Origin of the sequence: Kitasatospora sp. NBC_01302, assembly GCF_035976515.1 — a bacterium.
GTDB lineage: Bacteria > Actinomycetota > Actinomycetes > Streptomycetales > Streptomycetaceae > Kitasatospora.
In genome coordinates this window covers 5,408,529-5,422,086 of record NZ_CP108404.1, presented here as the reverse complement: position 1 = coordinate 5,422,086, position 13,558 = coordinate 5,408,529, and the positions used below count along the sequence as shown (strand labels likewise).

The window sequence follows — 13,558 nt, the reverse complement described above, 5'->3', positions numbered from 1 at the left end:
GGAGAACCCGATTCACACACGCTCAGTGCACGCCCTCGAAGAGCGAGGTCACCGAGCCCTCCTCGAAGACCTCACGGATCGCGGCGGCGATCGAGGGGGCGATGGAGAGGGTGGTGACCTTGTCCAGCTGGAGGTCGGCCGGGCAGGGCAGCGTGTTGGTGAAGACGAACTCGCTGACCCGCGAGTTCTTCAGCCGGTCGCCGGCGGGGCCGGACAGCACGCCGTGGGTGGCGGCCACGATGACGTCGGCGGCGCCGGCCTCGAAGAGCGCGTCGGCCGCGGCGCAGATGGTGCCGGCGGTGTCGATCATGTCGTCGACCAGGACGCAGACCCGGTCCCGGACGTCACCGACCACCTCGGCGGAGAGGATGGTGTTGGCCTGGCTCATGTCGCGGCGCTTGTGGATGATCGCCAGCGGGGCGTCCAGGCGGTCGCACCACTGGTCGGCCACCTTCACCCGGCCGGCGTCCGGCGAGACGATGGTGAGCTTGCTGCGGTCGACCTTCTCACCGACGTAGTCGGCGAGCAGCGGGAGCGCGAAGAGATGGTCGACCGGGCCGGCGAAGAAGCCCTGGATCTGCGCGGTGTGCAGGTCCACGGCCATGATCCGGTCGGCACCGGCCTGGGCCAGCAGGTCGGCGACCAGGCGCGCCGAGATGGGCTCGCGGCCCAGGTGCTTCTTGTCCTGACGGGCGTAGCCGTAGAACGGCAGGATCGCGGTGATGCTCTTGGCCGAGGCCCGCTTCAACGCGTCGATCATGATCAGCTGTTCCATGATCCACTGGTTGATGGGAGCCGTGTGGCTCTGCATCACGAAGCAGTCCGCCCCCCGGGCGGACTCCAGGAAGCGGACGTAGATCTCGCCGTTGGCGAAGTCCAGGGCCTTGGTCGGGACGAGCTCGGTGCCCAGCGCCGCGGCCACCTCCTTCGCCAGCTCGGGGTGGGCACGGCCGGAGAAGAGCTTCAGTTTCTTCTCACCCGACGTCGTGATCCCGCTCACTGCACCGTCTCCTCGTGTTGCTGCCGCATGGTCCCGCCGCGCCGCACCCGGACAGCGGGAGCCGTCCGGGCCGGTGGTCGACGAGGGATTGGGTACGCCACGGCACGGGCTACAGCCCCACGGCGCACGTATGTACACCAGGTTACGCGCCCGCCCGTGAAGCGTCCGGCCCGGGAGGGCCGCAGCACCGCTGAGCGGGGTGGCTCAGGCCTCGGCGGGCTGGCCCAGCGCGGCGGCGGCGGCCTCGGCCGAAGCAGTGCCGGGGCGCTTGCGCGCCACCCAGCCCTCGATGTTGCGCTGCTGTGCGCGGTTCACGCCGAGCGCGCCGGGGGGCACGTCCTTGCTGATCACCGAGCCGGCGCCGGTATAGGCGCCGTCACCGATGGTGACCGGGGCGATGAGCATGTTGTCGGTGCCGACCCGGGCGTGCGCACCGATCGTGGTGGGGTTCTTGTTCACCCCGTCCCAGTTGGCGGTGACCGTGGCCGCGCCCACGTTGGCGCCCTCGCCGATGGTGGCGTCGCCCATGTAGGACAGGTGCGGCACCTTGGCGCCGGCGCCGATGCTCGACTTCTTGACCTCGACGAAGGTGCCGATCTTGCCCTTGGCCCCGAGCGCGACCCCGCCGCGCAGGTAGGCGAACGGGCCGACGCTGGCGCCCGCGCCGATCTCGGCCTGCTCGACCACCGCGTTGCTCACCGTGGCACCGGCCCCGACCACTGTGTCGGTCAGGGTGCTGTTCGGGCCGACCTGGCAGCCCTCGCCCAGGTGGGTGGCGCCGTGCAGCTGGGTGCCGGGGAGCAGGACGGCGTCCGGCTCGAAGCCCACCTGCGCGTCGATCCAGGTGGTGGCCGGGTCGACGACGGTGACACCGGCCCGCATCGCGGCCACCAGCAGGCGGTCGTTGAGCAGCCGGCGAGCCTCGGCGAGCTGGACCCGGTCGTTGATCCCCAGGATGTCGCGGTGGTCGGCGGCGACCATCGCGCCCACCCGGTGGCCGGCCTCGCGCAGGATCTCCAGGGTGTCGGTCAGGTACTCCTCGCCCTGCACGTTGTCGGTGCCGATCCGGGCCAGCGCGTCGGCCAGCAGCTTGCCGTCGAAGGCGTAGACGCCGGAGTTGATCTCGGTGATCGCCAGCTGGGCCGCGTCGGCGTCCTTGTGCTCGACGATCGCGGTGACGCTGCCGTGCTGCGGGTCGCGCAGGATCCGGCCGTAGCCGCTCGGGTCGGGGACCTCGGCGGTCAGCACGGTGACGCCGTTGCCCTCCAGGGTGTGCTGGTGGACCAGCGCGCGCATGGTCTCCGCGGTCAGCAGCGGGACGTCCCCGTAGGTGACCAGCACCGTGCCGTCCAGCGTGATCCCGTCGGCGGCCAGTGCCTCCAGCGCGATCCGGGCCGCGTGGCCGGTGCCGTTCTGCTCGTCCTGCACCACCGTGCGGGCCTGCGGGTGCTCGGCGCCCAGGTGCTCGGCGACCTGCTCCTTCAGATGGCCGATCACCACCACCAGCTGCTGGGGCGTCAGCTCCTGGGCGGCGGTGACCACGTGTCCCAGCAGGCTGCGGCCACAGATCGGGTGCAGCACCTTGGGCAGGGCCTTCGACTTCATCCGGGTGCCTTCACCGGCGGCGAGCACGATGACGGCGGCAAGGGGGTTGGCGCTCACGCGGGAGGCTCCTTGGGGGTGACCGGAAGCGGGTCGGGTCCGGATGGGCGGGCTCCGCACGCCGCGCCATCGAGAAGGGCCCGAGAAATGACCAGACCCGAGAATAACCGCGCAATCCGCCCATGCCCGCACAGCGTCACGCCCAGGTCGGTAAACGACAAGCGCGCGACCGGGGCGCTGGACCCCGGCCGCGCGAAGTGCTCCGCCGGTTGGATTCGAACCAACACTGCAAGGCTTCAAAGGCCTGCGGGCTGCCGATTACCCCACGGCGGATGGCTGCTCAGACCATACCGGAGTCCTCCCCTGACTGGGTATCGCCTTCGATCCCCAGGGCGCGCCACACCGTTCGACCCAGCTGCCACGCCGTTCGGCCCAACCCCGCCGACGGTCGGCGCGACCTGCTTCCCTTGGCAGGCACAGCAACCTACGATGCCGTAAGTTACGCATTCGTAGGCTCCGGCCCAGCGACGCCCGGCGCCGAGCACGCTCCATTCCCCCGCTTTCTCCCACGTTTTCTCATAAACGTATTCCCTCAAGGGAGCGCCCATGACGATCCAGGCCGACCAGGCGCCGCCCGGCTCCGCGTCCAATGCCCGGCCCGCCTCCGAGGTCTCCGCCACGCTCGGCGGCGAGAAGCAGGGCCTGCCCGAGCGCCTGGCGCTCGGCCTCTTCATCGCGGTGCCGTTCCTGGCCCTGCTGGCCGCCGTGCCGGTGGCCTGGGGCTGGGGGCTGGGCTGGCGGGACCTGGCGATCGCGACGGTCATGTACTTCACCACCTGCCACGGCATCACCGTCGGCTTCCACCGCTTCTTCACCCACCGCTCGTTCAAGACCGGCCGGGTGCTGAAGATCGCGATGGCGGTGGCCGGCAGCCTGGCCGTCGAGGGGCCGGTGGTGCGCTGGGTGGCCGACCACCGCAAGCACCACAAGTTCTCCGACCAGCAGGGCGACCCGCACTCGCCCTGGCGCTACGGCGAGAGCGTGCCGGCCCTGCTCAAGGGCCTGTGGTGGGCACACATGGGCTGGCTCTTCGACTCCGAGCAGACCCCGCAGCACATCTACGCGCCCGATCTGGTCAAGGACCGCGACATCCGGACCGTCTCGCGGCTCTTCTGGCTCTGGACCTCGATCTCGATGCTGCTGCCGCCGCTGGTGGGCGGGCTGCTCAGCTGGTCCTGGCAGGGTGCGCTCACCGCGTTCTTCTGGGGTTCGCTGGTCCGGGTGGCGCTGCTGCACCACGTGACCTGGTCGATCAACTCCATCTGCCACGCGATCGGGCAGCGCCCCTTCAGGTCCCGGGACCGCTCGGGCAACGTGTGGTGGCTGGCGGTGCTCTCCTGCGGCGAGTCCTGGCACAACCTGCACCACGCCGACCCCACCTCGGCCCGGCACGGGGTGCTGCGCGGGCAGCTGGACTCCTCCGCCCGGCTGATCCGCTGGTTCGAACAGGCCGGCTGGGCGCGCGACGTCCGCTGGCCGGGCCCCGGGCGCATTGACGCCCGGCGCGTCGCATGACCCGTCGCCTACAGCATGATGGGGGGGTGAACGGGAGCAACGGAGACAGCGCAGTCGGCCATCGACCGCCCGCCCGCGGCGGCACCGGGCGGGCGGGCCGGGTCCGGATGACGGGCAAGCAACGGCGCGAACAACTGCTGGACATCGGGCGCTCCGTCTTCGCCGAGCGCGGCTACGACGGCACCTCGGTGGAGGAGATCGCCGAGCGGGCGGGCGTCTCCAAGCCGGTGGTGTACGAGCACTTCGGGGGCAAGGAGGGCCTCTACGCGGTGGTGGTGGACCGCGAGATGCAGCTGCTGCTCGACATGGTCACCGGAGCACTCACCGGGGGGCACTCCCGCGAGCTGCTGGAGCAGGCGGCCTTCGCGCTGATGGACTACATCGACACCTCGACCGACGGTTTCAAGATCCTGGTCCGGGACTCGCCGGTGGCCCAGTCCACCGGCACCTTCGCCTCGCTGATCAGCGACATCGCCACCCAGGTCGAGGACATCCTGGGCCTGGAGTTCAAGGCCCGCGGCTTCGACGCCCGGCTCGCGCCGATGTACTCGCAGATGCTGGTGGGCATGGTCGCGCTGACCGGGCAGTGGTGGCTCGAGGTGCGCAAGCCGGGCAAGGCCGAGGTCGCCGCGCACCTGGTCAACCTGGCGTGGCACGGCCTGGAGGGCATGGAGCGGCACCCCAAGCTGGTCGGCGAACGGCAGACCTGAGGGCGCCCGCCGGGCGGGCGGCGGCGGCCGGGGCCCGGCGCCGCCGCACCAACGGAATGTTTCGGCCAGGGGTTTTCTCGATGTCAAGAGGCTTCATATCGACAGAACCCCCGATACACTGATCCACATGGAGGACGAGGTCGACCGCCTGGTCGCAGCATGGCGCCGAGAGCGCCCCGACCTCGACGTGCAACCACTGCAGGTGCTCAGCCGGGTCAGCCGGCTCGCCCGGCATCTGGACCGGGCCCGCCGCACCGCCTTCGCCGAGCACGGCCTGGAGCCCTGGGAGTTCGACGTGCTGACGGCGCTTCGCCGGGCCGGACGCCCCTACCAGCTCTCCCCCGGGCAGTTGCTCACCCAGACCCTGGTCACCTCGGGGACCATGACCAACCGGATCGACCGCCTGGCCGGCAAGGACCTGGTGCAGCGGCTGCCCGATCCGGACGACCGGCGCGGCGTGCTGGTGCGGCTGACCGAAACCGGGCAGGAGAAGGCGGACCAGGCGCTGGCCGGGCTGCTCGCCCACGAGCGCGAGCTGCTGGCCGAGCTGTCGGGGCAGCAGCAGGGCGAGCTGGCGGCGCTGCTGCGGCAGCTGGTCGCACCCTTCGACAACATCCCGGGCTGAGACCGGCTCAGGAGGTCGGCGCGCCCGCCGGTTCGGCCGGGCCGACACCCGCCCGGCGGGCCAGCGCGACGGCGGCCAGCGTGGAGTGCACGCCCAGCTTGCCCAGCACGTTCTGCATGTGGGTGCGCACCGTGTGCGGGGAGAGGTAGAGCCGCTCGGCCACCGCCTGCCGGCCCAGCCCCGCCACCATGCAGCGCAGCACCTGCTTCTCCCGGGGCGTCAGCGACTCGACCAGCCGTTCGCTCTCGGTACGGTCGCGCCGGGCCGTGGTCAGCTCCCGCACCACGCCGGTGAGCAGGGTGGGTGGCAGATGGGTCTCGCCGCGCAGCACCCCGCGCAGCACGGTCAGCAGCCGGGTCAGCGAGCTCTCCTTGGCCACCCAGCCCGCCGCCCCCGCGTACAGCGCGCGCACGGCCCGGCGCGGGTCCTCCTCGGCGGCCAGCACCACGGCGCGCAGCCCGGGATAGGTGTGGCAGGAGCGGCCGAGCAGCGCGATCCCGTCCACCGGGCGCCGCACCGGCGCCACCGCGGCGGGCTGCTCCGCCGTCACCACCGGCGGTCCGGCCGGGCGCTGCGGGACGAGCACGCTGCCGGAGCGGCGCGGCGCGGGGACCACTCCGGTGGTGGCACGGCGGGCCGGCGCCGGGCCGGCCTCCGGCTCCACCGCCTGGCGCAGACGGCGCGGCGGGACCAGCGAGCCGCCGACGCTGCCGAGGTCGGCGTCGACCAGCAGGATGTCGAAGGGCCGCCCCTCGGCCGCGGCCCGTTCCAGGGCATGCTCGGCGGCGGCCGCACTACCGGCGGCGCCGACCTCGATCTCCGGCTCGGCGGAGAGCGCCGTCGCGAGCGCTTCGGCGAAGATCCGGTGGTCGTCGACCACCAGGACACGGATCCGCCCCATCTGGTGTCCCCCTGAGTCCGGTACGGCCCCCGTCCGATACCGGACTCAGGGTACGGGGTGCCAGGCCTGGAGGTGGCGGTTCAGTGAAATTCCGTCAGGTCCGCGCAGGTCGTGCCGCGAGTTCTCAGGCGAGCCGGCGGGCCCCCGCCGCCGCGGTCGTCGTGAAGACGTTCGGCGCCGCATGGCCCGCCGCCTGGAAGGCGCCGGTGACGGCCTGTTCGACCTGCCCGGCCGCGTCCTTGGGCACCAGCGCGATCACCGAGCCGCCGAAGCCGCCCCCGGTCATCCGGGCGCCCAGGGCACCGGCCGCCACCGCCGCCTCGACCGCCAGGTCGGTCTCCGCGCAGGAGACCTTGAAGTCGTCGCGCAGCGAGGCGTGCCCCGCCGTCAGGATCGGCCCGAGCGCGGCGTACTCGCCCTGCTCCAGCAGCTCGACCGCCTGGCCGACCCGCACGTTCTCGGTCACCACGTGGCGCACCAGCGGGCCCAGCTCGGCGGGCAGCTGGGCCACCGCCCCGGACAGCGCGGCGGCGGGCAGGTCGCGCAGCGCGGCCAGCCCGAGCAGTTCCGCCGCCCGCTCGCAGCCGGCCCGCAGCGCGGCGTAGGCGCCGTCCCCGAGGTCGTGCTTGACCCGGGTGTCGATGACCAGCAGCAACAGCCCCTGCTCGTCCAGCGAGAACGGGACCTGGCGCTGCGCCAGGTCCCTGGTGTCGAGGAAGAGCGCGGCCCCCTCGGTGCAGCAGGCCGAGGCCATCTGGTCCATCACCCCGCACGGGACCCCGACGAAGAGGTTCTCGCCGCGCTGCGCGAGCACCGCCGACTCGGCCGCGGTGAACGGCAGTTCGTACAGATCGCGGTAGACCGCCGCCGCCGCGCACTCCAGCGCGGCGGAGGAGGAGAGACCGGCGCCGCTCGGCACGTCGCTGTCGAAGTAAAGGTCGGCGCCGCCGATCGGGTACCCGGCCTCGCGCAGCGCCCAGACCACGCCGGCCGGGTAGCCGGCCCAGGTCGTCACCGCGCCCGGGGCGAGTGCGGCCACCGACAGGTCGGTGACCACGTCGTCGCCCTGGGCGCTGTAGAGGCGCAGCCGACCGTCCGGGCGGGCCCGGGCCGCCACCTTCACCGCCTGCGGGAGAGCGATCGGCAGGACGAACCCGTCGTTGTAGTCGGTGTGTTCGCCGATCAGGTTCACCCGGCCCGGTGCCGCCCACACGCCGGTGGGGGTGGCGCCGAAGATCCGTTCGAACTGCTCTCTCACGTTGCGCTCTCCCGCGGTCTGGCTACTGCTCGGGTCCGGTCACTGCGTGCTGCTGGTGTTCTTGTTCAGGGTGAAGGTCCAGGCGTCGGCCACGATGTCGTCCAGCTCGGGCCGCTTGGGGGTCCAGCCCAGCCGGGTGTGGGCCTGCTCGGCGGAGGCGACCAGCACGGCCGGGTCGCCCGGGCGGCGCTCGGCCATGACCACCGGGATCTCGCGCCCGGTGACCCGCTTGACCGACTCGATCACCTCGCGGACCGAGAAGCCGCTGCCGTTGCCCAGGTTGCAGATCAGGTGCTCGCCCGGCTTGGCCGCGGTGAGCGCCAGCAGGTGGGCGTCGGCCAGGTCGGCGACGTGGATGTAGTCGCGGATGCAGGTGCCGTCGGGGGTCGGGTAGTCGTCCCCGTAGACGGCGATGTGCGGGCGCTGGCCGAGGGCGGCCTGGAAGACCAGCGGGATCAGGTGCGACTCGGGGTCGTGCCGCTCGCCGTAGGCGCCGTAGGCACCGGCCACGTTGAAGTAGCGCAGGCTGACCGCCGCCAGACCGTGGGCGATCGCCTCGCTGGTGATCAGGTGGTCCACCGCCAGCTTGGTGGCGCCGTAGGCGTTGGTCGGCGAGGTGCGGGCGGTCTCGGCGATCGGGACCTGCTCCGGCTCGCCGTAGACCGCGGCGGTGGAGGAGAAGACCAGCTTGCGCACGCCGGCCTTGCGCATCGCGCTGACCAGCTCCAGCGAGCCGGCCACGTTGTTGCGCCAGTACTTCTCCGGGTCCGCGACCGACTCGCCGACCTGCGAGGAGGCGGCGAAGTGCAGCACCGCCTCGAAGGAGGAGTCCAGCACCTCGGCGGCCTGCTGGATCCGGCCGTTGACGAACTCGGCACCGGCCGGGACGCCCTCGCGGAACCCGGTGGACAGGTCGTCCAGCACGGTGACCTGGTGGCCCGCCTCCAGGAGGTGGGCGGCAACCACGCTGCCGACATAGCCGGCACCGCCGGTGACCAGGTACTTGCTCATATCGCGACCTCCCGCAGGCGCTGTGCCGCCGCCTCGGGCGACACATCGTTGACGAACGCGTCCATGCCGGACTCGACGCCGGCGAGGAACTTCAGCCTGCCTACCGTACGTCGGATCGTGAACAGCTCCAGATGCAGTGCCAGCTCGGCGCCGCCCCGCCGGGGCGCCTGGTGCCAGGCGGCGATGTAGGGAGTGGGCGGCGTCGCCCCGCCCGGGGCCGGCCGGGGCGAGGCCGGATCGGTGAAGAGCCGGTCGAAGCGGCGCAGCAAGTCCAGGTAGAGACCGGGGAACTCGGCCCGCTCGGCCTCGTTCAGGCCGGTCAGGCCCGGCACCCGGCGGTTGGGGTAGAGGTGCACCTCGTACGGCCAGCGGGCGGCGAACGGGACGAAGGCCGTCCAGTGCTCGCCGGTGAGCACCACTCTGACGGGGTCGGCGCGTTCGGCACGCAGCAGGTCCTCGAAGAGGTTGCGGCCGGTGCGGGCGCGGTGCTCGTCCGCCTGCGCGACCATCTTGGCGGTGCGCGGGGTGACGAACGGGAACGCGTAGATCTGACCGTGCGGATGGGCCAGCGTCACGCCGATCTCCGCGCCGCGGTTCTCGAAGCAGAAGACCTGCTCGACGTCGGGCAGCGCGCCCAGTTCGGCGCTGCGGTCGGTCCAGGCGTCCAGCACCAGGCGGGCCTTGGACTCGTCGAGGTCGGCGAAGGAGGCGTGGTGGTCGGCGGTGAAGCAGACCACCTCGCAGCGGCCGACGCCGGGACGGGTCAGGTGCAGGGGGCGGTCGGCCCAGGTCTCCTGGGAGCCGCCCGGGACGCCGGTGGCGCTGGTGGCGTTCGTGCCGCTCGCCGTGCTCGCCGCGTTCGCCGCGTGGACGTGGGCCGCCGCGTCGGCGGCCAGTGACGGGAAGCGGTTCTCGAAGACCACCACGTCGTAGTCGGCCGCCGGGATCTCGCTCAGCCGGCCGTCCCGGCTCGGGCAGAGCGGGCACTCGTCGGCGGGCGGGTGGTAGGTGCGGCTCTGGCGGTGCGCGGCCACCGTGACCCAGTCGCCGAGGACCGGGTCGCGGCGGACCTCGGCCAGGTTGACCGGCGCCTCCAGTGGGCGTCGGTCGCGCACGTCGCGGGAGGCCGACTCGTCCCGGTCGTAGTAGATCAGCTCGCGGCCGTCCGCCAGCTTGGTCGTGGTCTTCCGCACAGTGTCCGCCCTCGCTGTGGCCCGCTGCCGTTGACTGCATCACACATAATCAAACATTACTCATCAGCAGTCAACAGATTCGGGCGTGGACGGCGCGTTCGGGGCAGCACGGAGCAGGGCCGGGCGGCCAGCGGGCCCTGCCCGGCATCAGGTTCTGGGCGACGGCCCTACTCGCGGACCAGGCGGGCGAGCAGGCCGGTGCGGTCGGCCACGGCCGCGGCCTCCAGCCGGGTGCGGGCCCCGAGCTTCATCAGCACCCGCTGGACGTGGGTGCGTGCCGTGCTGGGGGCGATCCCCATCCCGACCGCGATCTCCTGGGTGTCCTGCCCCTCGGCGATCCGGACCAGCACCTGGACCTCGCGGCGGGTCAGCGCGCCGAGCAGCCGCAGCGCCTCGTCGTCCGGCTCCCGCACCGGGTGCAGCAGCCGCTCGAAGGCCGCCTGGAGCACCTCCACCGTCACCGCGGCCTCGCCGGCCTTGGCCCGGGTGATCGAGCGGTCCACCACCTCGATCCGCTCGTCGCTGCGGACGAAGCCCGCCGCCCCGGCGGCGAAGGCGTTCGCCACCCCGCGCAGGTCGTCCACCGGACCGAGCACCACGACGGCGACCTCCGGCCGCTCCTGCCGCAGCCTGCGCACCGGCGCGAAGGCGCCCGGGCTGCCCGGACGGGCCACCCCGAGCAGGCAGACCTCCGGCCGGCGCTGGGCGACCAGCTCGGGTCCGGCCGCCGTGGGACACCCCACCGCCAGCACCCGGTGCCCGCGCACCTGCAGCGCGGCAGCCAGTGCCTCGGCCAGCAACCGGTGATCGTCGACGACGACAAGCCGCACGCCCAAGGGGCCCCTCCCCCACAACCCTGCGCGGAGCCGCATCCGCGCGACGCGTACCGGCCTTACGCCACACCACTGTTGACGCCCCATCACAGCGCATCGCGGACCCGATCGCTAGATACCGGCGGGTTGGATGAGTACGGGATGGAACAGTGGCAGCGAGAATAACGAAAAAGGCCCTCGCCGTGCTGGCGAGGACCTTCTCCGATGGAGCCCCCATGCGGAATCGAACCGCAGACCTTCTCCTTACCATGGAGACGCTCTACCGACTGAGCTATAGGGGCGAACCGGTCGAACGAGGAAGACATTACATGGTCATCGCGGGTCTTGGGAAATCGATGCCCGTCAGGCGCCACGCGCCCCACCGGCCCGACCACGCCGCCCCCGGGCCCGGCGGGCCGGACCGGCGGCGGCACTAGATGTACTGACCACGGAGGTTGGTGACAGAGCTCACGGCTGGGTGATCTTGAAATGAGTGAGGGCCTTCTGGCTCGGTGTGGATTGCGACATCTGCACCGACTTCAGAAAGGCCCTCATGCCACACCGTAACGCACCGCTGACCGAGACCGGACGCCTGCGCCTGGCCCGCTGCGTGGTCGAGGACGGCTGGCCCCTGCGCCGGGCCGCCGAGCGCTTCCAGGTCTCACCGACCACGGCCAAGCGCTGGGCCGACCGCTACCGTGCGCTCGGCGAGGCCGGGATGGTCGACCTCTCCAGCCGGCCCCACCACAGCCCCCGCCGGACCCCGACCCGCACCGAGCGGCGGATCATCAAGGTCCGCGTCCTGCGGCGCTGGGGCCCGGCCCGCATCGCCTACCTCCTGCGACTCGACCCGGCCACCGTGCACCGGGTCCTGACCCGCTACCGCCTCGCCCGCCTGGCCCACCTGGACCGCGCCACAAGTCGGCCGATCCGACGCTACGAACACAGCGCGCCGGGCGAGTTGGTCCACGTCGACATCAAGAAGCTCGGCAACATCCCCGACGGCGGCGGCCATAAAGCCCTGGGCCGCCAGGCCGGCCGCAAGACCCGCTCCGGTGCCGGATACAGCTACCTGCACAACGCCGTGGACGACCACTCCCGCCTGGCCTACAGCGAGATTCCTGGCCGACGAACGCAAGGAGACCGCCGCAGCGTTCTGGACCCGGGCGAACGAGTTCTTCGCCCGGGCCGGGATCACCGTGAAGCGCGTGCTGACCGACAACGGCTCCTGCTACAAGTCCCACCCCTGGCGCGATGTCCTCGCGGCGGCCGGGATCGCCCACAAGCGAACCCGGCCCTACCGCCCGCAGACCAACGGCAAGGTCGAACGCTTCAACCGCACCCTGCTCGACGAGTGGGCCTACGCAAGGCCCTACCGCACCGAGCAGGAACGACGCGACGCCTACCCCGCCTGGCTCCACACCTACAATCACCACCGCGGACACACCGCACTCGCAGGCAAGCCACCCGCCAGCCGCGTCCCCAACCTCACGGGTCAGAACAACTAGATCGCCGGGCCCCCGGTGACGGCGGCGGAGGGCCGGCGGCCGGGATGGTCGGTGGCCCGCTGATCGACGGTCAGGTCCTGGCCGTTCGTCTCGGGGAGGGCGAGCAGGCAGAGCACCGAGGCGACGCCCAGCACCGCCAGGCACCAGCCCACCGGCGCCGCCGTCCCGTAGGCGGCGGTCAGCCGGGTGGCGACCAGCGGCGCCGTCGCTCCGCCCACCACGCCGCCGAGGTTGTAGGTGAGCGCGGCGCCGGTGTAGCGCACCGAGGTCGGGAAGAGCTCCGGCAGGTAGGCCCCGACCGGGCCGAGCAGCAGCCCCGACAGCACCCCCGTGGTGACCACCGCGAAGAGGAGCAGCGTCGGCCGCAGCGTCTCCAGCAGCGGGAAGAAGAGCGGCGACCAGACGATCGCGGCCGCGAAGGCGGCCAGCAGGGACCGTCGCCGCCCCCAGCGGTCCGAGCTCGCCGCACTGAACCAGATGGCCAGCGCACCGCCCGGCGCGGCGAGCAGCTGCAGGCTGAGCATCAGCGTCCGGTCCACGCCCAGCTGGCCGGTGGCGTAGCCGAGGGCGTAGGTGCCGGTCAGGTAGAAGAGCGCGTAGCCGAAGCAGAGCAGGCCACCGCCCAGCAGCACCGTGCGCCAGTGCCCGCGCAGCACCGTCAGCAGCGGCACCGGGGACCGCGCACCCGCCTCGGCCGCGGCGAACACCGGCGTCTCCGCGATCCGCAGCCGGACGAAGAGCCCGACCCCGACCAGCACCAGCGAGCCGAGGAACGGCAGCCGCCACCCCCACCCGGTGAACTCCCCCTCGGTGAGCCCCAGCGAGAGCGCCAGGAAGACCGCGGTGGCGAGCGCCGAGCCCACAGCGGCACCGAGCTGCAGATACCCGCCGCTGCGCCCGCGCCGGCGCACCGGAGCGTACTCCGCGAGCAGCAGCGCCGCACCGCCCCACTCGCCGCCCAGCCCGATCCCCTGGCAGAACCGCAACAGCACCAGGAGCACCGGCGACCAGATCCCGATCCGGCCATACCCGGGCATCAGCCCCACCGCCGCCGTCGACAGCCCCATCATCAGCAGCGACGCCACCAGGACCGCCTTGCGCCCCACCCGGTCCCCGAAGTGCCCGAACAGCACCGCACCCACCGGCCGGGCCACGAACGCCACCGCATAGACCGACAGCGCCGCGAGCAGGGCGTTGACGGGACTGAGCACCGGAAAGAACTCGCGCCCGAAGACGAGCGCCGCCGCCATCCCGTACAGGAAGAAGTCGTAGTACTCGATCGCCGTCCCGACGAAGGCGGCAACAGCCACCCGCCCAAGCCCCTCACCCACACCGGGCCCCGGCCCACCCTGATCTGACACAC

General features: G+C 72.4%; 11 protein-coding genes, 2 tRNA genes and 1 pseudogene. 4 read left to right on the top strand and 10 right to left on the bottom strand.

Annotated features, from left to right (window positions below; genetic code table 11):
• Window positions 1-22: 22 nt before the first annotated feature.
• The 3 genes from OG294_RS23615 to OG294_RS23605 all read right to left on the bottom strand — a co-directional run bounded on the left by OG294_RS23615 (window position 23) and on the right by OG294_RS23605 (window position 2,935).
• A complete protein-coding gene (locus OG294_RS23615) occupies window positions 23-1,000 on the bottom strand; it encodes a ribose-phosphate diphosphokinase (RefSeq protein ID WP_327068530.1) in 978 nt (325 codons plus the stop codon).
• A 204-nt stretch (window positions 1,001-1,204) separates the two neighbouring features.
• A complete protein-coding gene (glmU, locus tag OG294_RS23610; RefSeq protein WP_327068529.1) occupies window positions 1,205-2,662 on the bottom strand; it encodes a bifunctional UDP-N-acetylglucosamine diphosphorylase/glucosamine-1-phosphate N-acetyltransferase GlmU in 1,458 nt (485 codons plus the stop codon).
• A 200-nt stretch (window positions 2,663-2,862) separates the two neighbouring features.
• Window positions 2,863-2,935, bottom strand: a tRNA-Gln gene (locus tag OG294_RS23605).
• A 273-nt stretch (window positions 2,936-3,208) separates the two neighbouring features.
• On the opposite strand from OG294_RS23605, the gene OG294_RS23600 reads away from it, so the two are divergent.
• From OG294_RS23600 to OG294_RS23590, 3 genes are all read left to right on the top strand, one after another.
• On the top strand, window positions 3,209-4,177 hold the full coding sequence (locus OG294_RS23600) for an acyl-CoA desaturase (protein ID WP_327068528.1): 969 nt from the start codon (window positions 3,209-3,211) through the stop codon (window positions 4,175-4,177).
• Between the two features lie 26 nt (window positions 4,178-4,203).
• A complete protein-coding gene (locus OG294_RS23595) occupies window positions 4,204-4,887 on the top strand; it encodes a TetR/AcrR family transcriptional regulator (RefSeq protein WP_327068527.1) in 684 nt (227 codons plus the stop codon).
• 127 nt (window positions 4,888-5,014) lie between these two features.
• Window positions 5,015-5,512: a MarR family winged helix-turn-helix transcriptional regulator gene (locus tag OG294_RS23590; protein ID WP_327068526.1), complete on the top strand. Its 498-nt coding sequence runs from the start codon at window positions 5,015-5,017 to the stop codon at window positions 5,510-5,512.
• A 7-nt stretch (window positions 5,513-5,519) separates the two neighbouring features.
• Here OG294_RS23590 and OG294_RS23585 read toward each other — a convergent pair whose 3' ends face one another.
• The 6 genes from OG294_RS23585 to OG294_RS23560 form a co-directional block, all read right to left on the bottom strand.
• Entirely contained in the window at window positions 5,520-6,413 is an 894-nt protein-coding gene (locus OG294_RS23585) for a response regulator transcription factor (protein WP_327068525.1), read from the bottom strand.
• A gap of 124 nt (window positions 6,414-6,537) precedes the next feature.
• On the bottom strand, window positions 6,538-7,671 hold the full coding sequence (gene galK / locus OG294_RS23580) for a galactokinase (RefSeq protein ID WP_327068524.1): 1,134 nt from the start codon (window positions 7,669-7,671) through the stop codon (window positions 6,538-6,540).
• Between the two features lie 39 nt (window positions 7,672-7,710).
• Window positions 7,711-8,682 carry a UDP-glucose 4-epimerase GalE gene (gene galE / locus OG294_RS23575; protein ID WP_327068523.1) on the bottom strand — a complete coding sequence of 324 codons (972 nt, stop codon included), beginning with the start codon at window positions 8,680-8,682 and terminating at the stop codon, window positions 7,711-7,713.
• Window positions 8,679-9,875 (bottom strand): galactose-1-phosphate uridylyltransferase, encoded by a 1,197-nt coding sequence (gene galT / locus OG294_RS23570; protein WP_327068522.1) that lies wholly within the window; start codon window positions 9,873-9,875, stop codon window positions 8,679-8,681. Before galT ends, galE begins: the two co-directional genes overlap by 4 nt.
• 167 nt (window positions 9,876-10,042) lie before the next feature.
• Window positions 10,043-10,711 (bottom strand): response regulator transcription factor, encoded by a 669-nt coding sequence (locus OG294_RS23565; protein WP_327068521.1) that lies wholly within the window; start codon window positions 10,709-10,711, stop codon window positions 10,043-10,045.
• Window positions 10,712-10,913: 202 nt separating this feature from the next.
• Window positions 10,914-10,989: transfer RNA gene (locus tag OG294_RS23560), tRNA-Thr, on the bottom strand.
• 251 nt (window positions 10,990-11,240) lie between these two features.
• Here OG294_RS23560 and OG294_RS23555 point away from each other — a divergent pair.
• Window positions 11,241-12,195 (top strand): annotated as a pseudogene (locus OG294_RS23555) (IS481 family transposase).
• Here OG294_RS23555 and OG294_RS23550 read toward each other — a convergent pair.
• The gene (locus OG294_RS23550; RefSeq protein WP_327068520.1) at window positions 12,192-13,505 is read right to left on the bottom strand and encodes an MFS transporter; all 1,314 of its coding nucleotides are present in this window, start codon (window positions 13,503-13,505) and stop codon (window positions 12,192-12,194) included. The pseudogene OG294_RS23555 and the gene OG294_RS23550 sit on opposite strands and share 4 nt — an antisense overlap.
• Between the last annotated feature and the right edge of the window lie 53 nt (window positions 13,506-13,558).

Excerpts from the sequence above, each read along its gene's own strand:
- OG294_RS23600 (WP_327068528.1), top strand. The coding sequence starts at position 3,209 with ATGACGATCCAGGCCGACCAGGCGCCGCCCGGCTCCGCGTCCAATGCC.
- OG294_RS23590 (WP_327068526.1), top strand. The coding sequence starts at position 5,015 with ATGGAGGACGAGGTCGACCGCCTGGTCGCAGCATGGCGCCGAGAGCGC.
- OG294_RS23585 (WP_327068525.1), bottom strand. The coding sequence starts at position 6,413 with ATGGGGCGGATCCGTGTCCTGGTGGTCGACGACCACCGGATCTTCGCC.
- galE (WP_327068523.1), bottom strand. The coding sequence starts at position 8,682 with ATGAGCAAGTACCTGGTCACCGGCGGTGCCGGCTATGTCGGCAGCGTG.